Source organism: Roseomonas sp. AR75, from assembly GCF_005222815.1.
Taxonomy (GTDB): Bacteria; Pseudomonadota; Alphaproteobacteria; order Acetobacterales; family Acetobacteraceae; genus Falsiroseomonas.
Map to the genome: position 1 here is coordinate 267677 of NZ_STGB01000002.1, position 14744 is coordinate 282420.

Consider the following 14744-nt stretch of genomic DNA (forward strand, 5'->3'; position numbering starts at 1 on the left):
CTCACTGCGTCGCGACGATGTTGCCGCGGAAGTCCATCGCCACGCCGGTGGGCTGGCCGTTTCGGATCGCGCGCCCGCGCCAGATGCCCTGCTCGTCAAGGCGAAGGCTCTGGACATCGGCGAAGCCGGCATCGGCGATTCGCTCGCGCGCCTGGCCCTCGGTGAAGGAATTCGCACCGGATTCGAGGCCACCGGGCGCGGCAGCGGCAGGCGCGCCGCCACCCTGCGCGGCGCGGCCGGGCGTGGTGGTGCCGGCGGCGGGTGCTTCGCGGTCGGGCGCGGCGGGCGTCGATTGGGTGGATTGCACGGCGCTGTCCGTGGATGGCGCGGCGGGGGCGGGCTGCGCGGCGGTCACATTGCCCGGCATGGCATTGGGCGCAGCGGCGCTTGGCGCGGCAGCGTTGGGCGCGGCAGCGTTGGGCGCGGCGGTGCTGGGCGCTGTGCCCGTCTGCGCCGTGCTCGCGGTCGCTGGGGCGCCGGGCGCGGGCGCGCCGTCTGCTGTGCCGGCCGGGTTGGCAGGCGTGCGTTGCGCGGCGTTGCCGGGCTGAACAAGCGCGGGATTGGCGCGCTCATCATCCGCCCCAGGCCTTGTTCCGGCGGCGGGAGGGCCACCCGGGCTCATGCCCGGTGCATCGCCGGCCCGGGTGCCGGGCACCATCGGGCTGGGGTTCACTTCCTGCGCGCGCTGCTGCGCCTGCGCCATTCCGGCGCCGAGCGCCAGCGCCAGCGCCGAGGCAATTGCCGCGTCGCGAATCCGCATGGTCATTGCTGTCTCCGTCCTGACTGGCCGCGAGGCTGGCCGCCTCGCCTCCGATCTCAACGGTGGCGCACGCAAGCTGTTCGTCGCGCGCCCGGCATGACCGCGCACAGGCGCGCGAGCGGAACGGGCGGAAGGCGAGACGCTGACGCGGTCGCGATCAGCCCCCGGGCGCGGCGGCGAGCGCGGCGGCGAGTGCCGCGTTGCTGTAGCGCGGGTCGTCCGTGACCTCCGGGCCGAGCCAGTCCGGCAGGTCCGGTGCGTCCTCGGCAGAAGCAAGCTCGACCTCGGCCAGGACGAGACCTGCGAGCGTGGCGGGGGCGGTGAACTCGTCCACGGTCCACAGATGCCCGGCGAACTCCACCTCCCAGCGGGTCTTGGCCAGGGCGGCGAAGGGCGAGAGGGCGAGCATCGCCTCGGCGTCGGCGACGGGGACCGGATATTCGAACTCGGCGCGCACCTTGCCGCCGGGGCCCTTCACGGTCAGCGCGGCGGCATCGCCGGCGATGCGGATGCGGACGCTGGGCTGGGTGGGCCCGCCGGCCGCCAGGTAGCCCTGCCGCATCGGCAGGGGTGCGCGCGCCGCCGACCGCCAGCCCGCGCCGGCGACGAGGAATTTCCGTTCGATCTCGATGCCCATGGGCGGCGCTGTAGCGCATCGCGCCGCGCGCGCCCACATTGGCGGCATGAACGTGCTCGCCCCCACCCCCGTGCTGTTCTTTCCGCAGAAGCGCCCGGTGCCGGATTCGGGCGCGCGGCTGAAGGTGGTCTCGCCCTTCGAGCCGAATGGCGACCAGCCCGCCGCAATCCGCGAGCTGGTGGCGGGGCTGGAACGCGCCGAGCGCGACCAGGTGCTGCTCGGCGTCACCGGCAGCGGCAAGACCTTCACCATGGCCAAGGTGATCGAGCAGGTGCAGCGGCCGACGCTGGTGCTGGCGCCGAACAAGACGCTGGCCGCGCAGCTCTACGGCGAGATGAAGTCCTTCTTCCCCGAGAACGCGGTGGAGTATTTCGTCAGCTACTACGACTACTACCAGCCGGAAGCCTATGTGCCGCGCACGGACACGTACATCGAGAAGGACGCGCAGATCAACGAGCAGATCGACCGCATGCGCCACTCCGCGACGCAGGCGCTGCTGGAGCGGTCGGACGTGATCATCGTGGCGTCGGTGAGCTGCATCTACGGCATCGGCTCGGTCGAGAACTACAGCCGCATGGTCGTGAAGCTGGAGCGCGGCGGGCGGATCGACCGGGAGGTGCTGATCAAGGGCCTGGTCGAGCAGCAGTACCGTCGCAACGATAGTTTCTTCGCGCGCGGCACCTTCCGGATCCGGGGCGAGACCGTGGACATCTGGCCCTCTCACCTGGAGGACCGCGCCTGGCGTGTCTCCCTGTTCGGCGACGAGGTCGATGGGTTGCGCGAATTCGATCCGCTGACCGGAGAGGTGGTGGGCGAACTCGATCGTATCGCGATCTACGCCAACAGCCACTACATCACGCCGCGCCCGACGCTGCAGCAGGCGATCCGCGACATCAAGATCGAGCTGAAACAGCATCTGGAGAAGCTGCACGCCGAAGGCCGCCTGCTGGAAGCGCAGCGGCTGGAGCAGCGCACCACCTTCGACATCGAAATGCTGGAGACGACGGGAAGCTGCAAGGGCATCGAGAACTACAGCCGCTACCTGACGGGCCGGAAGCCCGGCGAGCCGCCGCCGACGCTGTTCGAATACCTGCCGGAGAACGCGCTGCTGATCGTGGACGAAAGCCATGTGACGGTGCCGCAGATCGGCGGCATGTATCGCGGCGACTTCGCGCGCAAATCCATCCTGACCGAGTTCGGCTTCCGCCTGCCCTCCTGCACCGACAACCGCCCGCTGAAGTTCGAGGAATGGGACGCCTATCGCCCGCTGACCGTCTTCGTCAGCGCGACACCCGGCCCGTGGGAGATGGAGCGCACCGGCGGGTCCTTCGCCGAGCAGGTGCTCCGCCCGACCGGCCTAGTGGACCCCGTCACGGAGATCCGCCCCGTCGAAGGCCAGGTGGACGACCTGCTGGCGGAATGCCGGGAGGTCGCGAAGAAGGGCGGCCGCGTGCTGGTGACGACGCTGACCAAGCGCATGGCGGAAGACCTGACGGAATACATGACCGAGGCGGGAATACGGGTCCGGTATCTCCACTCCGACATCGACACGCTGGAACGCATCGAGATCATCCGCGACCTGCGCAAGGGCGTGTTCGACGTGCTGGTCGGCATCAACCTGCTGCGTGAGGGCCTCGACATTCCCGAATGCGCGCTCGTCGCCATCCTCGACGCCGACAAGGAAGGCTTCCTGCGCAGCACGACGTCGCTGATCCAGACCATCGGCCGCGCGGCGCGCAACGCGGAAGGGCGCGTGGTGCTCTACGCGGACACGATGACCGAAAGCCTGCGCCGCGCGCTGGAGGAGACGTCACGCCGCCGCGCCAAGCAGATCGCCTGGAACGAGGAACACGGCATCACGCCGCAGAGCATCAAGCGCGACATCTCCGACGTGCTGCAATCCGTCTACGAGCAGGACTACGTGACGGTCGAGGCGGTGGAAGGCGACGACACAACCAACTTCGTCGGCAAGGACATCGCGGCGACCATCGCCGAGCTCGAGAAGAAGATGCGCGCCGCGGCGGCCGACCTGGAATTCGAGGATGCGGCCCGGCTGCGCGACGAGATCAAGCGGCTGGAATCGCTGGAGCTGGGTCTGCAGCCGAACCTCGCCGGGCGCTCGCTGCAGGCCAGCACGCCGGCCGGCGGCAAGGCGCGGCAGAAGGAGGACTGGAAGCCCAAGCCGCTTGGGCCAGGCGGCGGCGGCTACGATCCGAAGAAGGGGAAAGGCGGGCGGGGACGCGGCCGGCGGGCATAGGTGCGCGTCGATCCGCAGACGGGTCCTGCGGCTCGGGAATGAATTGCGCGGGCATTCGTTGTCACGCGTCGTTGCCCAGGAAACGCCTCGTCTTCGCCATGACGGGCAGCTTCGCTGGCGACGCCACGACAAAGGGAGTCCCGCATGACCACGCCCCGCCTGCTGCCCCGGCTGATCCTCGCCGGCCTTCTCGCCATCCCGCTCGCAGCCTGCGACGGGATGACGCGCACGCAGCAGCGCGCCCTCTCCGGCGGCGCGATCGGCGCGGCGGGCGGCGCGGCGCTTGGTGCCATCACCGGAGGCTCTGCCGTGACGGGGGCATTGCTTGGCGGTGCGGGCGGCGCGGCCATCGGCGCGGTGACCTCGCGGCGCTGAGCGGCCTCGCGCTGCGGAGAAGCCGCGAGGGGCCATGCCGCGCGCAGCATCCGCCTTCGAGCGCTCGCGCGCCGGCGTTGCGCCGGGCCCGCCGCCTCGCCCCTTGCCGGCAGGCGCGGCTGGAATCGTGATCCGCGAGGAATCAGGCGATCAGGATGTCCTGCGCGCGCAGCGCGCCGGGGCCAAGGCCCTCCAGGAACACCGCGCCACCGGTGAGCGTCAGCTCCAGGCCGCCGCCCACCGCGCGGAAAGCCGTCAGCGCCGCGCCGGCGCTGCCGTGGCCGACGCCGGTCAGCAGCAGCACATCCTCGCCGGGGGTGAAATCGGCGATCACGTCGCGACCACTGGCGGCGATCATGACGAAGATATCCTCGCCGGTGCCGCCGACCAGCGTGTCGTTGCCGGCGCCGCCGAGCAGCGTGTCGGCCGCGGCGCCGCCGCTCAGCCGGTTGTCCAGCGCATTGCCCTCGATGCGGTTGGCCAGCGCGTTGCCGTAGCCGTCGCGCGCGGCGCCGAGCAGCACCAGCTCCTCGACATTCGCCGGGAGCGCATAGAAGCCGGCATCGAGCAGCGCGCGGATCGTGTCGATGCCGCCGCCCACCTCCTCCACCACGCGATCGGCAAAGCCATCCACGACATAGAGGTCGTTGCCGAGGCCTCCGACCAGCAGGCTGCCCGCGCCCTCCCCGGCCGAGGCGTCCAGCGTGTCGGCGGCCTCCGCACCGCGGAGTTCGGAGCCGCCATCGGGGCCCGCCAGCAGCAGGTCGTTGCCGGCGCCGCCATCCAGCCGGTCGGCGCCGGCGCCGCCATCCAGCGTGTCGGCACCAGGGCCTCCGGCGATGGTGTCGTTCCCTGCGCCGCCGCCGAGGGAATCATTGCCCTCGCCGCCAAGCAGCAGGTCGGCGCCCTCGCCGCCATCCATCAGCTCGTTGCCGGCCGTGCCGGCCATGATGTCATCGCCATCCTCGCCCTGCAGCGTGTCATCGCCGGCCTCGCCCAAAACCAGGTCGTTGCCGGTGCCGCCGCGCAGGCGGTCGTTGCCGGCGCCGCCCTCCACCAGGTCCGCGCCGGCCTCGCCGCGCAGCGAGTCATTGCCGTCCTCGCCGCGCAGCAGGTCGTCGTCGTCGCCGCCGAACAGCGTGTCCGCATCGGCGCCGCCTTCCAGCGTGTCCGCGCCGGCGCCCCCGGCGAGGCTGTCGGCGCCCGTGCCGCCGCGCAGCAGGTCGTCGCCGTCACCGCCCAGCACCGTGTCGGCGCCGGTGCCGCCTTCCAGCATGTCCGCGCCCTCGTCGCCGAGCAGGCGGTCGTTGCCGTCGCCGCCGAGCAGCGTGTCGTTCTCGCTGCCGCCGGCGAGCGTGTCGGCCTCGCTGCCGCCATCCAGGCTGTCCGCACCCGCTCCGCCGGACAGGCTGTCCGTGCCGGCCTCGCCCGCCAGCGTATCCGCCGCCGCGCCGCCCTCCAGCGTGTCGGCGCCGTTGCCGCCTTCGAGGCGGTCGGCCTGCTCCGCGCCGCGCAGCAGGTCGTTGCCCTCGCCGCCCGCCAGCGTGTCGTCCTCCGTGCCGCCATCCAGCGTGTCGTTCGCCGCGCCACCCTCCAGCCGGTCCGCGCCGGCGCCGCCGGCCAGGCTGTCCGCGCCCTCGCCGCCCAGCAGCAGGTCGGCGTCGTCGCCGCCGGCCAGCGTGTCCGCGCCGGCGGCACCCTCCAGCGTGTCCGCGCCCGCCTCGCCGGAGAGCAGGTTCGCGCCTTCGTTGCCCAGCAGGCGGTCGGCCAGCGCGGCGCCGAAGGCCGCCAGGTCGCCCGCGCCGTCTCGCAGCCGCAGCACCTCGATCCCGCCGGGGATGGTGGTGGCGAAGCCGGCGATGGCCGTGTCGGTGCCGCCATCCTCGGCTTCGAGGATCAGGTCGCCATCCCCGGCGAGCAGATAGGTGTCGTCGCCCTCCCCGCCGGCCAGGCTGTCCGCCCCCTCCCCGCCATCAAGCGTGTCCGCGCCGGTGCCGCCGGCCAGCGTGTCGGAGGCAGCGCCGCCGAGCAGCGAATCATCGCCCGCGCCGCCATCGAGCAGGTCCGGCTCATTGCCGCCATCCAGCGTGTCGGCGCCGTCGCGGCCGAGCAGCGTGTCGGCGGCGGTGCCACCGGAGAGGCTGTCCGCGCCCTCGCCGCCATCCAGCAGGTCGAAGCCGTTGTTGCCCTGGAGCATGTCGTTGCCGGCGCCGCCCTCCAGCACGTCGTTGCCGGTCTGGCCGTAGAGCGTGTCGTTGCCGTCGCCGCCCCGCATGGCGTCGTTGCCGAGGCCGCCCCAGAGCAGGTCGAGGCCCGGCCCGCCCTCCATCGTGTCGTTGCCGGTGCCGCCATCCAGCACGTCGTTGCCGGCCCAGCCCTCCAGGATGTCCGCGCCGTCGCCGCCGCCGATGTTGTCGTTGCCGCCATAGCCCAGGATGAAGTCGGCGCCGGTCCCGCCGACCAGCGAATCCGGATCCTCGGTGCCGGGGATGGAGGTGGTGCCGCCGCCGCCGGCCAGCACGGTGATCTCCAGGCTGAAGGCGGCGGATTGCAGCCCGTCCCAGGCCTCGACGATGACATGGCGCGTGGTGCCGCCGAGGCCCCAGAGCGTGACGCCATCGCGCAGGCGCAGCACGTCGCCGTCCACGACGAACCAGGCGTCGTCGGGCCAGGTGACGGTGTAGGTCAGCGGCCCGGGGCTGTCGGGATCGTCGGCGATGAGCGTGCCGATGGGTGCGCCCGGGTCGTTCTCCAGCACGGTGCCGCCGGAGAGGAAGCGCAGCGCCTCCGGCGGCGTGTCGTCCAGGCCGAGCAGCGCGACGTGCCAGGCCTGCGCCAGGTCGTGCCAGCCGGCGGCGGTCTCGACGGAGAGGCCGAAGCTGAAGACCGCCGCGCCCAGCGCCTCGGCGTCGAAGCGCGCCACGGGGGTGAGGGTCAGGCGCTGCGCGGCGCGGTCGAAGACCGGCTCGAAGCGGTTGGCATCCGGCCCGGTGAGGACGAGGTCGAGCACGCCGCCGGAGAACTCCAGGACGGCTTCCCAATCGCCGGGGCGGGCATTCTCGAAGATGCTGTCCGGCACGGCCCCCGATACCGTGACCGGGACCGCCGGCGCAGACATGACTTCCCCGTCCTGGGAACGGGGCGAGGCTTAGCGGGGCTGGGTTAACGCGCCCTTCAGGCGACCAGCCGCCAGGCCATGCCAGCCAGCACCACGGCGTTCAGGGCGAAGAGCGCCGCGCCGGCCAGTTGCAGCCCGGCGCCGGCGCGGCGCAGGAACAGCCGGCCGAGCAGCGCGACGCCGACCAGGGCCGGCACGGTGCCGAGGACGAAGGCGGCCATGACGATGGCGCCGGCCAGCGCGCTACCGGTGGCGGCGGCTCCGGCCAACGCGGCATAGAGCATGCCGCAGGGCAGCGCCGAGAGCGCGAGGCCAAGGCCGACGCCACGGAGGCCCGTCGGCGCAGCAATCAACGGCGCGACCACCGCGCCCAGCCGGGCCGAAAACCCGGTGAGGCCGGGCAGCGCGAAGCGTCCATGCGGGCGGAAGCGCTCCGGCAGGCGTTCGGAGGCCTGCAACGCCATCAGCACCGCGGCGCCGAGCAGCAGCAGCGCCAGCAGCCAGCGCATCCCGCTGAGCTGTGTGACCAGCCCCGCGCTGGCGCCGGCCAGCGCGCCCAGCAGCGCATAGCCGAGCATCCGACCCAGATGGTACGGCAGCAGGGCCGCGCCGCTGAGCCGCGCCAGCATCCCCCCGCCGGCGCTGCGATCGGCCCGCGCGCCGGCCTGGGCCAGCACGAAGGGCGCGCACATGCCCGCGCAATGGGTGAAGCCGCCCGCCAGGCCGGCCAGGAACAGGGCGAGGGCAACGGCGGGCACGCCCTCCGGGCCGAGGGCCGTCAGGTCAGCGAGGCAGTTCGCGATCATGGCCGCCTTTCCACCATGGCAGGCCCGCCCTGTCCTTGCGCTGGATCAAGGGCTTGGCCCGTCCCGGGCAGGCCGGGGTTGCAACATTCGGCATTGCGGGCTTCCTTGCGCCGCATGAGAGCGACCCCCTGGCGACGCATCCCGTCGCACGCCCTCCTCGCGCTGGTCCTGCTGGCGCCCTTCCAGGCCAAGGCCTTCGAACCCCAGGAGGGCGGTGCGGCGATCTACGCCAAGCGCTTCAACGGGCGGCCCATGGCCAATGGCCGGCCCTTCGATCCCGCCGCGAGTCACGCTGCGCACCGGCACCTGCCCTTCGGGACGGTGGCGGAGGTGATCAACCTGCGCAACGGCGCACGCACGCGGGTGGTGATCAGCGACCGGGGCCCCTTCACGCCGGGTCGGATCATCGACCTGTCGCCCCGCAGCGCGCGAGAGCTTGGGATCAACGGCGTGGGCCGGGTGGAGATCCGACCGGTCGTGGACAGCGATTAGCGGCAACGCACCGAGACCAGCGCCTGGGTGCCCGCGCGGACCGTCGCGATCGCCTCGGCCAGCGCCGCGTCGAGCGCATCCGGCTGCTCCACGCGCCAGCCGCGCCCGCCGCAGGCTTCCACGATCCGCACATAGTCGGGCACCGCAGTGAAGCGCGACAGTGGGATGTCACCGGAGGCGACGGCGGCGCCTTGCGGGTACATTGCGGTGGTCGCGCGCCGCACCGCGCCATAGCCGGCATTGTCGAAGACCACCGACAGCACCGGCAGGCCCGCGGCCGCGCTGGCCTGGTGGCAGGCGACCGGGTTGGCAAACAGGTAGGAGCCGTCGCCGAGCGCCGCGACCACCAACCGGTCGGGCGCGGCGAGCTTCGCGCCGAGCGCCGCCGGCAGGCCCCATCCGAGCGACCCGACGGGGGATGAGCCGAGGAAGCTGCCGGGATGGCGCAGCGTCATGGCCGTGCGGATCAGCGGGTATTCGTTGACGAAGACGACATCCGGCCCCGGCCCGCCGAGCGCCGCTGCAAGATGGGCGGTGACGAAGGCCATGGACATCGCCTCGCCGCCGGGATCGCGTGCGGCGGCAAGGCCGCGCTCGCGCTGCGCGGCATTCGCCTGCGCCATGGCCGCGCGGCGGGCGGCGATGCGCGACCCATGCGCGGGTGCGGCGCGTTCCAGCGCGGCCGCAAGCGCAGGGACGAAGCGGGCCGCGCGGACGGTGATCGCGGCTTCGCCGCCAAAGCCGCGCATGGGATAGCGTGCGAAGAGCGGGTCCGGGCCGGCGTGGAAGATCCGTGCCTCGGCGCGCGGGGCGCGCTGCGCGGGGATCCAGGGCACGTCGCATTCCATCACGAGGATCGCGTCGGACTCCGTTAGCCAGGGATCCACCTCGAAGCCGCCATGCATGGGATGCGCGTTGTCGAGGCTGTGGAACCGCGGGCGGTACTCCACCACGCGCAGCGCGAAGCGCTCCGCGAGACCGGCGAGCATTGCGGGCACGCCGGTGTCGCGCCCGGCGGAGGCGGTGATGATGAGCGGACGCTCGGCTTCCGCGAGCGCGGCGGCGATGGCTGCGACCGCATCCGGATCGGGTGCTGCGGGCGCCGCAGCCGGCGGGTCGGGCGCGACGGCGCGCGCGGGCACCGGCGCGGCCAGCACCTCGCGCGGCAGCATCAGCGCAACCGGGCCTTCGGGGTCGGAGCGCGCGATGGCGAGCGCGCGCGCGACGGCGGGCTCGGCCTGTTCGGGGCGGCGCAACTCGTAGTCCCACTTCACCGCCTCGCGCAGCATGCCGCCCTGGTCGAACATTTCCTGCGCCCAGTGGATGTTGAGGCTGCGCGCGCCGGGCGCGCCGGATTCCAGCACCGGCGTGCGGCCGGCCATGAACAGCATCGGCACGAATTCGCGCGCCGCGTTGAACAGCCCGCCCAGCGCATTCGCTGCGCCGACATTCACATGCACCATCACCGCCTGCGGCTGGCCCGAGACCAGCGCATGGCCATGCGCCATGCCGACGGCGAGGTTCTCATGCGCACACAGGATCGGCCGCGGCAGGCCAGCGGGATCGCGCGCATAGGCCTCGATGACGGAGGGAAAATCCGTGCCGGAATTGGCGAAGAGGCAGGTCACGCCGCGCGTCGCCATGGCGCGCAGCAGGGTCTCGCCGGCGCTCGGGCCTGGCTGATCCATCCGGGTCCCTCCGGCTTGTCCGAACAACTGCGCAAGCCTAGGCTCCGCGACAATTCCGCGCCAGCGGAGCACGGGAGAAGGAAGCTCATCATGCCGATGCTGACTCGTCGGACCGTTGCGGCGACGCTCGCCGCCGGCCTGCTCGGCGCGCGCCACGCCGCCGCGCAATCGGCCGGCACGCTGAGCTTCGGCATCCTGACCGCGCTTTCCGGCCCGCTCGCCGCGCCCGGCCGCTTCCAGATGAACGGCTTCAACCTGGCGAAGGACGCGTTGAACGAGGCCGGCGGCGTCGAGGTGGGCGGGCGCAAGCTGATGGTCGAGCTGAAGGTCTACGACACCCGCGGCAACCCGGCGGAGGGTGCGAGCGCGATGCAGCGCCTGACCACCGTGGACAAGGTGCCGGTGGTGCTGGGCGAGCTTTCCTCCGGTGTCGTGCCGGCCGTCGCGCCGATCGCGGAGGAGAACGAGGTTCCCTTCATCATGACGGTGCCGACCGGACCGGGGCTGACGAAGCAGCGCAATCCGTATGTGTTCCGCGTCAACGCGCATAACGACATGCTCGGCAAGGCGCTGGCGGATTTCGTCGCGCAGCGGGACTGGAAGCCGATCGCCTTCATCGCCTGGAACAACGATGCCGGCCGCGGCGGCGTGCGCGGCATGCAGGCGGCGCTGCCGCAGGGCTTCCCCGTGGCCTACACCGGCTACTTCAATGTGGGCGAGGTGGATTTCTCCGCGCACATCACGAACATCCGCAATTCCGGCGCCAAGGCCGTGATGCTGTTCATGGACGAGGAGCCGGGCAGCCTGGCGATCAGCCAGATCCGCGCGGCCGGCCTGCCGGTGCAGCTGATCGGCACGCTGGCCATGGGATCGGACCGCTTCCTCGCGCGGCTCGATGCACAGCGGCTGAACGGGATGGTGCAGTACAACGCCTTCCCGCCCAACGCGCCGATCCCGCGCATCCAGCAATTCTCGCAGCGCTACCGCGCCCGCTTCAACGAGGAGGCGCACGGCTTCGCGGCGCAATCCTATGACGGGCTGATGGTGGCGGCCGCGGCGATCCGCGCGGCGGGCAGCCTGCAGGGCCCGCGCATCCGCGACGCGCTGGCGCGCATCGAGCACCAGGGCGTGACGGGCGTGATCAAATTCGACGCCGAGGGCCAGGCAAGCCCGCCCGTCTACGTGACGGAATGGTGCCCGGACGGGAAGCGCAGCATCCTCTATCCGACGGAGCTTGCGGCGGGCTGCGGCGCGGGCTGAGCGCCCGCATGCTGGCCTTCGCCGAGCAGGCCCTCAACGGCCTGATGATGGGCTCCATCTACGTGTTCGTCGCACTCGGCATGATGCTGATCTACGGCGTCATGCATGTGCTGAACTTCGCGCATGGCGCGCTGTTCATGCTGGGCGGCTATGTCGCACAGACCATCTTCACGCGGGTGTTCGACAACTACCTGGCGGCGGTGCTGGGCGCGGCGCTGGTGCTGGTGGCGCTGGGCGCGCTGCTGGAACGCGGCGTCTTCGCGCCGCTGCGGGGCAATTTGCGCAACCAGGTGATCGCGTCGCTCGGGCTGGTGCTGGTGATCCAGAACACGGTGGTCGCGGTGTTCGGGCCGAACGCGCTGCAATTCCCGGTGCAGGCAACGCGCGCGACGGTGCAGCTCGGCCCTCTGTCCTTCGCCGTGCAGCACCTGCTGATCATCGCGGTGGGCGCGGCCTGCGTCGCGGCGCTGTTCGCCTTTCTGCAACTGACGAAGCTCGGCACCGCATTGCGCGCCGTCTCGCAGAATCCGCGCGGCGCGCTGGTGGTGGGGATCGACGTGGAGGCGACGCACAAGCTGGCCTTTGCGCTGTCCATGGCGCTGGCGGCGATCGGCGGCGCGCTGCTTGGGCCGCTGTTCCTGGTCTTCCCGCAGATGGGCGACCTGCCGCTGGTGAAGGGACTGGCGGGGATCGTGCTGGGCGGGATGGGATCGATCCCGGGCGCGGTGATCGGCGGGCTGGCGATCGGCGTGATCGAGGCGACCTCCACCCTGGTGCTGCCGACCGACTACAAGGACGTGGTGGTGTTCGGCACCATCGTCGTCGTGTTGCTGCTGCGACCGCAAGGGCTGTTCGGGCTGCGCACGCGGGACGAGCCGTGAATCCGCTGGCGGTCCTCGGCTTCTGCGCGGCGGTGCCGGCGCTGGTGTGCTACGTCGCGCAGGGCGGGCTGCCGCCCTACCTCCTGCACATCCTGGCGCTGGCCTGCACCTACGCCATTCCCGCCATCGGGCTGAACATCATGCTTGGCTATGGCGGGCTGGTCTGCCTCGGCCATGCGGCCTTCGTCGGGCTCGGCGCCTATACGCTCGGCATCCTCGCGGTGGACCATGGCTGGGGGTTCTGGGCGACGCTGCCGCTGGCGGCGCTGGTGGCGGGTGCCGCGGGCGCGCTGCTCGGCGCCGTCACGCTGCGGCTGCGCACGCATTTCTTCATGATCGCGACGCTGGCCTTCGGGCTGGTGACGCATGCCGTGCTGAACAACTGGGAGGAGCTGACGCGCGGCCCGGTGGGCCTGCCGGGCATCCCGCGGCCGGACGGCTTCGCGTTCTTCGGCTTGGATTTCGCGTTCCGGCGCCTGCCGGATTTCGCGGCCTTCGCGGTGGGGGCGACGGCGGTGGCCTTCGCGCTCTCAGCGCTGCTGATCCGGTCCGATTTCGGGCGGATGCTGGTGGCGATCCGTCAGGACGAGACGCTGGCGGCGGCAAAGGGCGTGAACGTCACCGCTGGCAAGGTGCTGGCCTTCGCCATCGGCGCGGCGATCGCGGGCGCGGGGGGCGCGGTGAAGGTCTCCTTCCTGCGCGTCGCGGCGCCGGCCTCCTTCGAGTATCTCGAGGGCATCAACCTGGTGCTGATCGTGATCATCGGCGGCGCGGGGCGGCTTTCCGGGCCGCTGCTCGGCGCGCTGCTGTTCGTGGCACTGCCCGAGTATCTGCGCGTCGCCGCGGAGTGGCGGCTGGTGTTCTTCGGCGTGGCGCTGGTGCTGCTGATGCGCTTCGCGCCCGAGGGGCTGGCCGGCATCGCAGCACGCCTGTTCCGCAGGCGCCCCGCGGTCGCGTGATGCTGCTGGAAGCGCGCGACCTGACCAAGAACTTCGGCGGCGTGCGGGCGCTGGACGGGGCGGGATTCGCGATCGCGGAGCCCGGGATCGTCGGGCTGATCGGGCCGAACGGCGCGGGCAAGACGACGCTGTTCGACATGATCGCGGGGCGGCAGACGCCCGATGCGGGACACGTGCTGCTGGACGGGCGCGACGTGACGGCGCTGCCGCCGGAACGCCGCGCGGCGCTCGGCCTGGCGCGCACCTTCCAGGAATGCCGCGTCTTCCCGGAATGGACGCTGCGCGAGAACCTGCTTTTCGCGGCGCGGCCGCGCAGCTTCGGCTCGGCGCTGCTGCGCGCCTTCACGCGGCGCGAAGCGCTGCCCAATGGCGCCGCGGCGCGGGCGGAGGACCTGCTGCGGCTGGCGACGCTCGATGCCTATGCGGATGCGCCGGCCTCGATCCTGTCCTTCGGCCAGCGGCGCATGCTGGAGATTGCGAGCGCGCTGATGACGCGGCCACGCTGGCTGCTGCTGGATGAGCCCGCGGCGGGCATCAATCCCGGCCTGCTCGATGCGCTCGGGCGCTTCCTGCGGCAGGCGCATGCGGACCAGGGCGGGCTGTTCCTGATCGTCGAGCACAACATGGAGTTCATCATGGGGCTCGCCGGGCGGATCATCGTGATGCACCAGGGCGCGGTGCTGGCCGATGGCCCGCCCGAGGCCGTGCAATCCGACGCGGCGGTGATCGAGGCGTATCTTGGTTGAGCCGCTGCTCACTGCCGCGGATGTCTCCGCCGGCTATGGCGGGCGGATGATCGTGGAGGGCGTCTCGCTGCGCGTGGCGCCGGGCGAGGTGCTGTGCCTGCTCGGCCACAACGGCGCGGGCAAATCCACGCTGCTGCGTGCCTTCTTCGGCCTGCTGCCGGGGCGCACGGGGCATGTGGCGGTGGAAGGGCGCAGCCTGGACGGGCTGGCGCCGCGCCAAGTGCTGCTCGCCGGCCTCGCCTATGTGCCGCAGGAGCGCAGCGTCTTTCCGAAGCTGACGGTGCGCGAGAATTTGCGCATGGGCGGCTATGCGCTGGGCGACGCCGCGCTGCTGGCGCGGCGGATGGAACAGGCGCTCGATCTGTTCCCGCGCCTGCGCGAACGCGTCGGGCAGTTGGCCGGCACGCTCTCGGGCGGCGAGCAGCGCATGCTGGAAGTGGCGCGGACCCTGCTGCTCGACCCGCGCGTGGTGATGCTGGACGAGCCCTCCATCGGCCTGGCGCCGCGATTGGCAGAGCAGGTCTTTTCCACGATCCGCGACCTGGCGGTGCAGCGGCGCGGCGTCCTGCTGGTAGAGCAGTCCGTGAAGCGCGCGCTGGCCGTTTCCGACCGCGCCGTGGTGATGGAGATGGGGCGGATCGTGCTGGAGGATTCCGCCGCCGCGCTGGCCTCGGACGACCGGGTGGCGAAGCTCTACATGGGCGCGGCCGGGAAGGCGTTCGGGGGGCAGTAGGGCGCGCGGCCCCCACCCCGGCCCTCCCCCGC

Annotated in this window: 13 protein-coding genes; 8 read left to right on the plus strand and 5 right to left on the minus strand. The window is 72.1% G+C overall.

Annotated features, from left to right (window positions below; translation table 11 throughout):
• Window position 1: 1 nt before the first annotated feature.
• Both E4T13_RS30185 and E4T13_RS09210 read right to left on the minus strand, forming a co-directional pair.
• Window positions 2-766 (minus strand): hypothetical protein, encoded by a 765-nt coding sequence (locus E4T13_RS30185; protein WP_206030125.1) that lies wholly within the window; start codon window positions 764-766, stop codon window positions 2-4.
• Window positions 767-917: 151 nt separating this feature from the next.
• On the minus strand, window positions 918-1397 hold the full coding sequence (locus E4T13_RS09210) for a CYTH domain-containing protein (protein WP_137177984.1): 480 nt from the start codon (window positions 1395-1397) through the stop codon (window positions 918-920).
• A gap of 46 nt (window positions 1398-1443) precedes the next feature.
• Between E4T13_RS09210 and uvrB the strand changes: the two genes are divergently transcribed.
• Window positions 1444-3654: an excinuclease ABC subunit UvrB gene (uvrB, locus tag E4T13_RS09215; RefSeq protein ID WP_137177985.1), complete on the plus strand. Its 2211-nt coding sequence runs from the start codon at window positions 1444-1446 to the stop codon at window positions 3652-3654.
• Window positions 3655-3798: 144 nt separating this feature from the next.
• Entirely contained in the window at window positions 3799-4029 is a 231-nt protein-coding gene (locus E4T13_RS09220; protein ID WP_137177986.1) for a hypothetical protein, read from the plus strand.
• A 142-nt stretch (window positions 4030-4171) separates the two neighbouring features.
• On the opposite strand, the gene E4T13_RS30880 is transcribed toward E4T13_RS09220, so the two are convergent.
• Both E4T13_RS30880 and E4T13_RS09230 read right to left on the minus strand, forming a co-directional pair.
• Complete coding sequence (locus E4T13_RS30880; protein ID WP_137177987.1) at window positions 4172-7147, minus strand: calcium-binding protein; 2976 nt, start codon at window positions 7145-7147, stop codon at window positions 4172-4174.
• Window positions 7148-7203: 56 nt separating this feature from the next.
• Window positions 7204-7953 (minus strand): sulfite exporter TauE/SafE family protein, encoded by a 750-nt coding sequence (locus tag E4T13_RS09230; protein WP_137177988.1) that lies wholly within the window; start codon window positions 7951-7953, stop codon window positions 7204-7206.
• A 114-nt stretch (window positions 7954-8067) separates the two neighbouring features.
• Here E4T13_RS09230 and E4T13_RS09235 point away from each other — a divergent pair, with 114 nt between their 5' ends.
• Complete coding sequence (locus E4T13_RS09235; protein WP_137177989.1) at window positions 8068-8445, plus strand: septal ring lytic transglycosylase RlpA family protein; 378 nt, start codon at window positions 8068-8070, stop codon at window positions 8443-8445.
• On the opposite strand, the gene E4T13_RS09240 is transcribed toward E4T13_RS09235, so the two are convergent.
• The gene (locus E4T13_RS09240; RefSeq protein ID WP_137177990.1) at window positions 8442-10133 is read right to left on the minus strand and encodes a thiamine pyrophosphate-requiring protein; all 1692 of its coding nucleotides are present in this window, start codon (window positions 10131-10133) and stop codon (window positions 8442-8444) included. The genes E4T13_RS09235 and E4T13_RS09240 overlap by 4 nt on opposite strands.
• A gap of 90 nt (window positions 10134-10223) precedes the next feature.
• Here E4T13_RS09240 and E4T13_RS09245 point away from each other — a divergent pair, with 90 nt between their 5' ends.
• The 5 genes from E4T13_RS09245 to E4T13_RS09265 are packed head-to-tail and all read left to right on the plus strand — an operon-like array spanning window position 10224 to window position 14712.
• Window positions 10224-11393: an ABC transporter substrate-binding protein gene (locus E4T13_RS09245; RefSeq protein WP_137177991.1), complete on the plus strand. Its 1170-nt coding sequence runs from the start codon at window positions 10224-10226 to the stop codon at window positions 11391-11393.
• Window positions 11394-11401: 8 nt separating this feature from the next.
• Entirely contained in the window at window positions 11402-12274 is an 873-nt protein-coding gene (locus E4T13_RS09250) for a branched-chain amino acid ABC transporter permease (RefSeq protein ID WP_170984893.1), read from the plus strand.
• Window positions 12271-13233 carry a branched-chain amino acid ABC transporter permease gene (locus E4T13_RS09255; protein WP_170984894.1) on the plus strand — a complete coding sequence of 321 codons (963 nt, stop codon included), beginning with the start codon at window positions 12271-12273 and terminating at the stop codon, window positions 13231-13233. Before E4T13_RS09250 ends, E4T13_RS09255 begins: the two co-directional genes overlap by 4 nt.
• Complete coding sequence (locus E4T13_RS09260; RefSeq protein ID WP_240791090.1) at window positions 13233-13979, plus strand: ABC transporter ATP-binding protein; 747 nt, start codon at window positions 13233-13235, stop codon at window positions 13977-13979. The genes E4T13_RS09255 and E4T13_RS09260 overlap by 1 nt, the downstream gene beginning before the upstream one ends.
• Window positions 13972-14712 carry an ABC transporter ATP-binding protein gene (locus E4T13_RS09265; protein WP_206030126.1) on the plus strand — a complete coding sequence of 247 codons (741 nt, stop codon included), beginning with the start codon at window positions 13972-13974 and terminating at the stop codon, window positions 14710-14712. Before E4T13_RS09260 ends, E4T13_RS09265 begins: the two co-directional genes overlap by 8 nt.
• Window positions 14713-14744 lie beyond the last annotated feature (32 nt).

Excerpts from the sequence above, each read along its gene's own strand:
- E4T13_RS30185 (WP_206030125.1), bottom strand. The coding sequence starts at position 766 with ATGACCATGCGGATTCGCGACGCGGCAATTGCCTCGGCGCTGGCGCTG.
- E4T13_RS09220 (WP_137177986.1), top strand. The coding sequence starts at position 3,799 with ATGACCACGCCCCGCCTGCTGCCCCGGCTGATCCTCGCCGGCCTTCTC.
- uvrB (WP_137177985.1), top strand. The coding sequence starts at position 1,444 with ATGAACGTGCTCGCCCCCACCCCCGTGCTGTTCTTTCCGCAGAAGCGC.
- E4T13_RS09250 (WP_170984893.1), top strand. The coding sequence starts at position 11,402 with ATGCTGGCCTTCGCCGAGCAGGCCCTCAACGGCCTGATGATGGGCTCC.
- E4T13_RS30880 (WP_137177987.1), bottom strand. The coding sequence starts at position 7,147 with ATGTCTGCGCCGGCGGTCCCGGTCACGGTATCGGGGGCCGTGCCGGAC.
- E4T13_RS09235 (WP_137177989.1), top strand. The coding sequence starts at position 8,068 with ATGAGAGCGACCCCCTGGCGACGCATCCCGTCGCACGCCCTCCTCGCG.
- E4T13_RS09240 (WP_137177990.1), bottom strand. The coding sequence starts at position 10,133 with ATGGATCAGCCAGGCCCGAGCGCCGGCGAGACCCTGCTGCGCGCCATG.
- E4T13_RS09260 (WP_240791090.1), top strand. The coding sequence starts at position 13,233 with ATGCTGCTGGAAGCGCGCGACCTGACCAAGAACTTCGGCGGCGTGCGG.
- E4T13_RS09210 (WP_137177984.1), bottom strand. The coding sequence starts at position 1,397 with ATGGGCATCGAGATCGAACGGAAATTCCTCGTCGCCGGCGCGGGCTGG.
- E4T13_RS09230 (WP_137177988.1), bottom strand. The coding sequence starts at position 7,953 with ATGATCGCGAACTGCCTCGCTGACCTGACGGCCCTCGGCCCGGAGGGC.
- E4T13_RS09245 (WP_137177991.1), top strand. The coding sequence starts at position 10,224 with ATGCCGATGCTGACTCGTCGGACCGTTGCGGCGACGCTCGCCGCCGGC.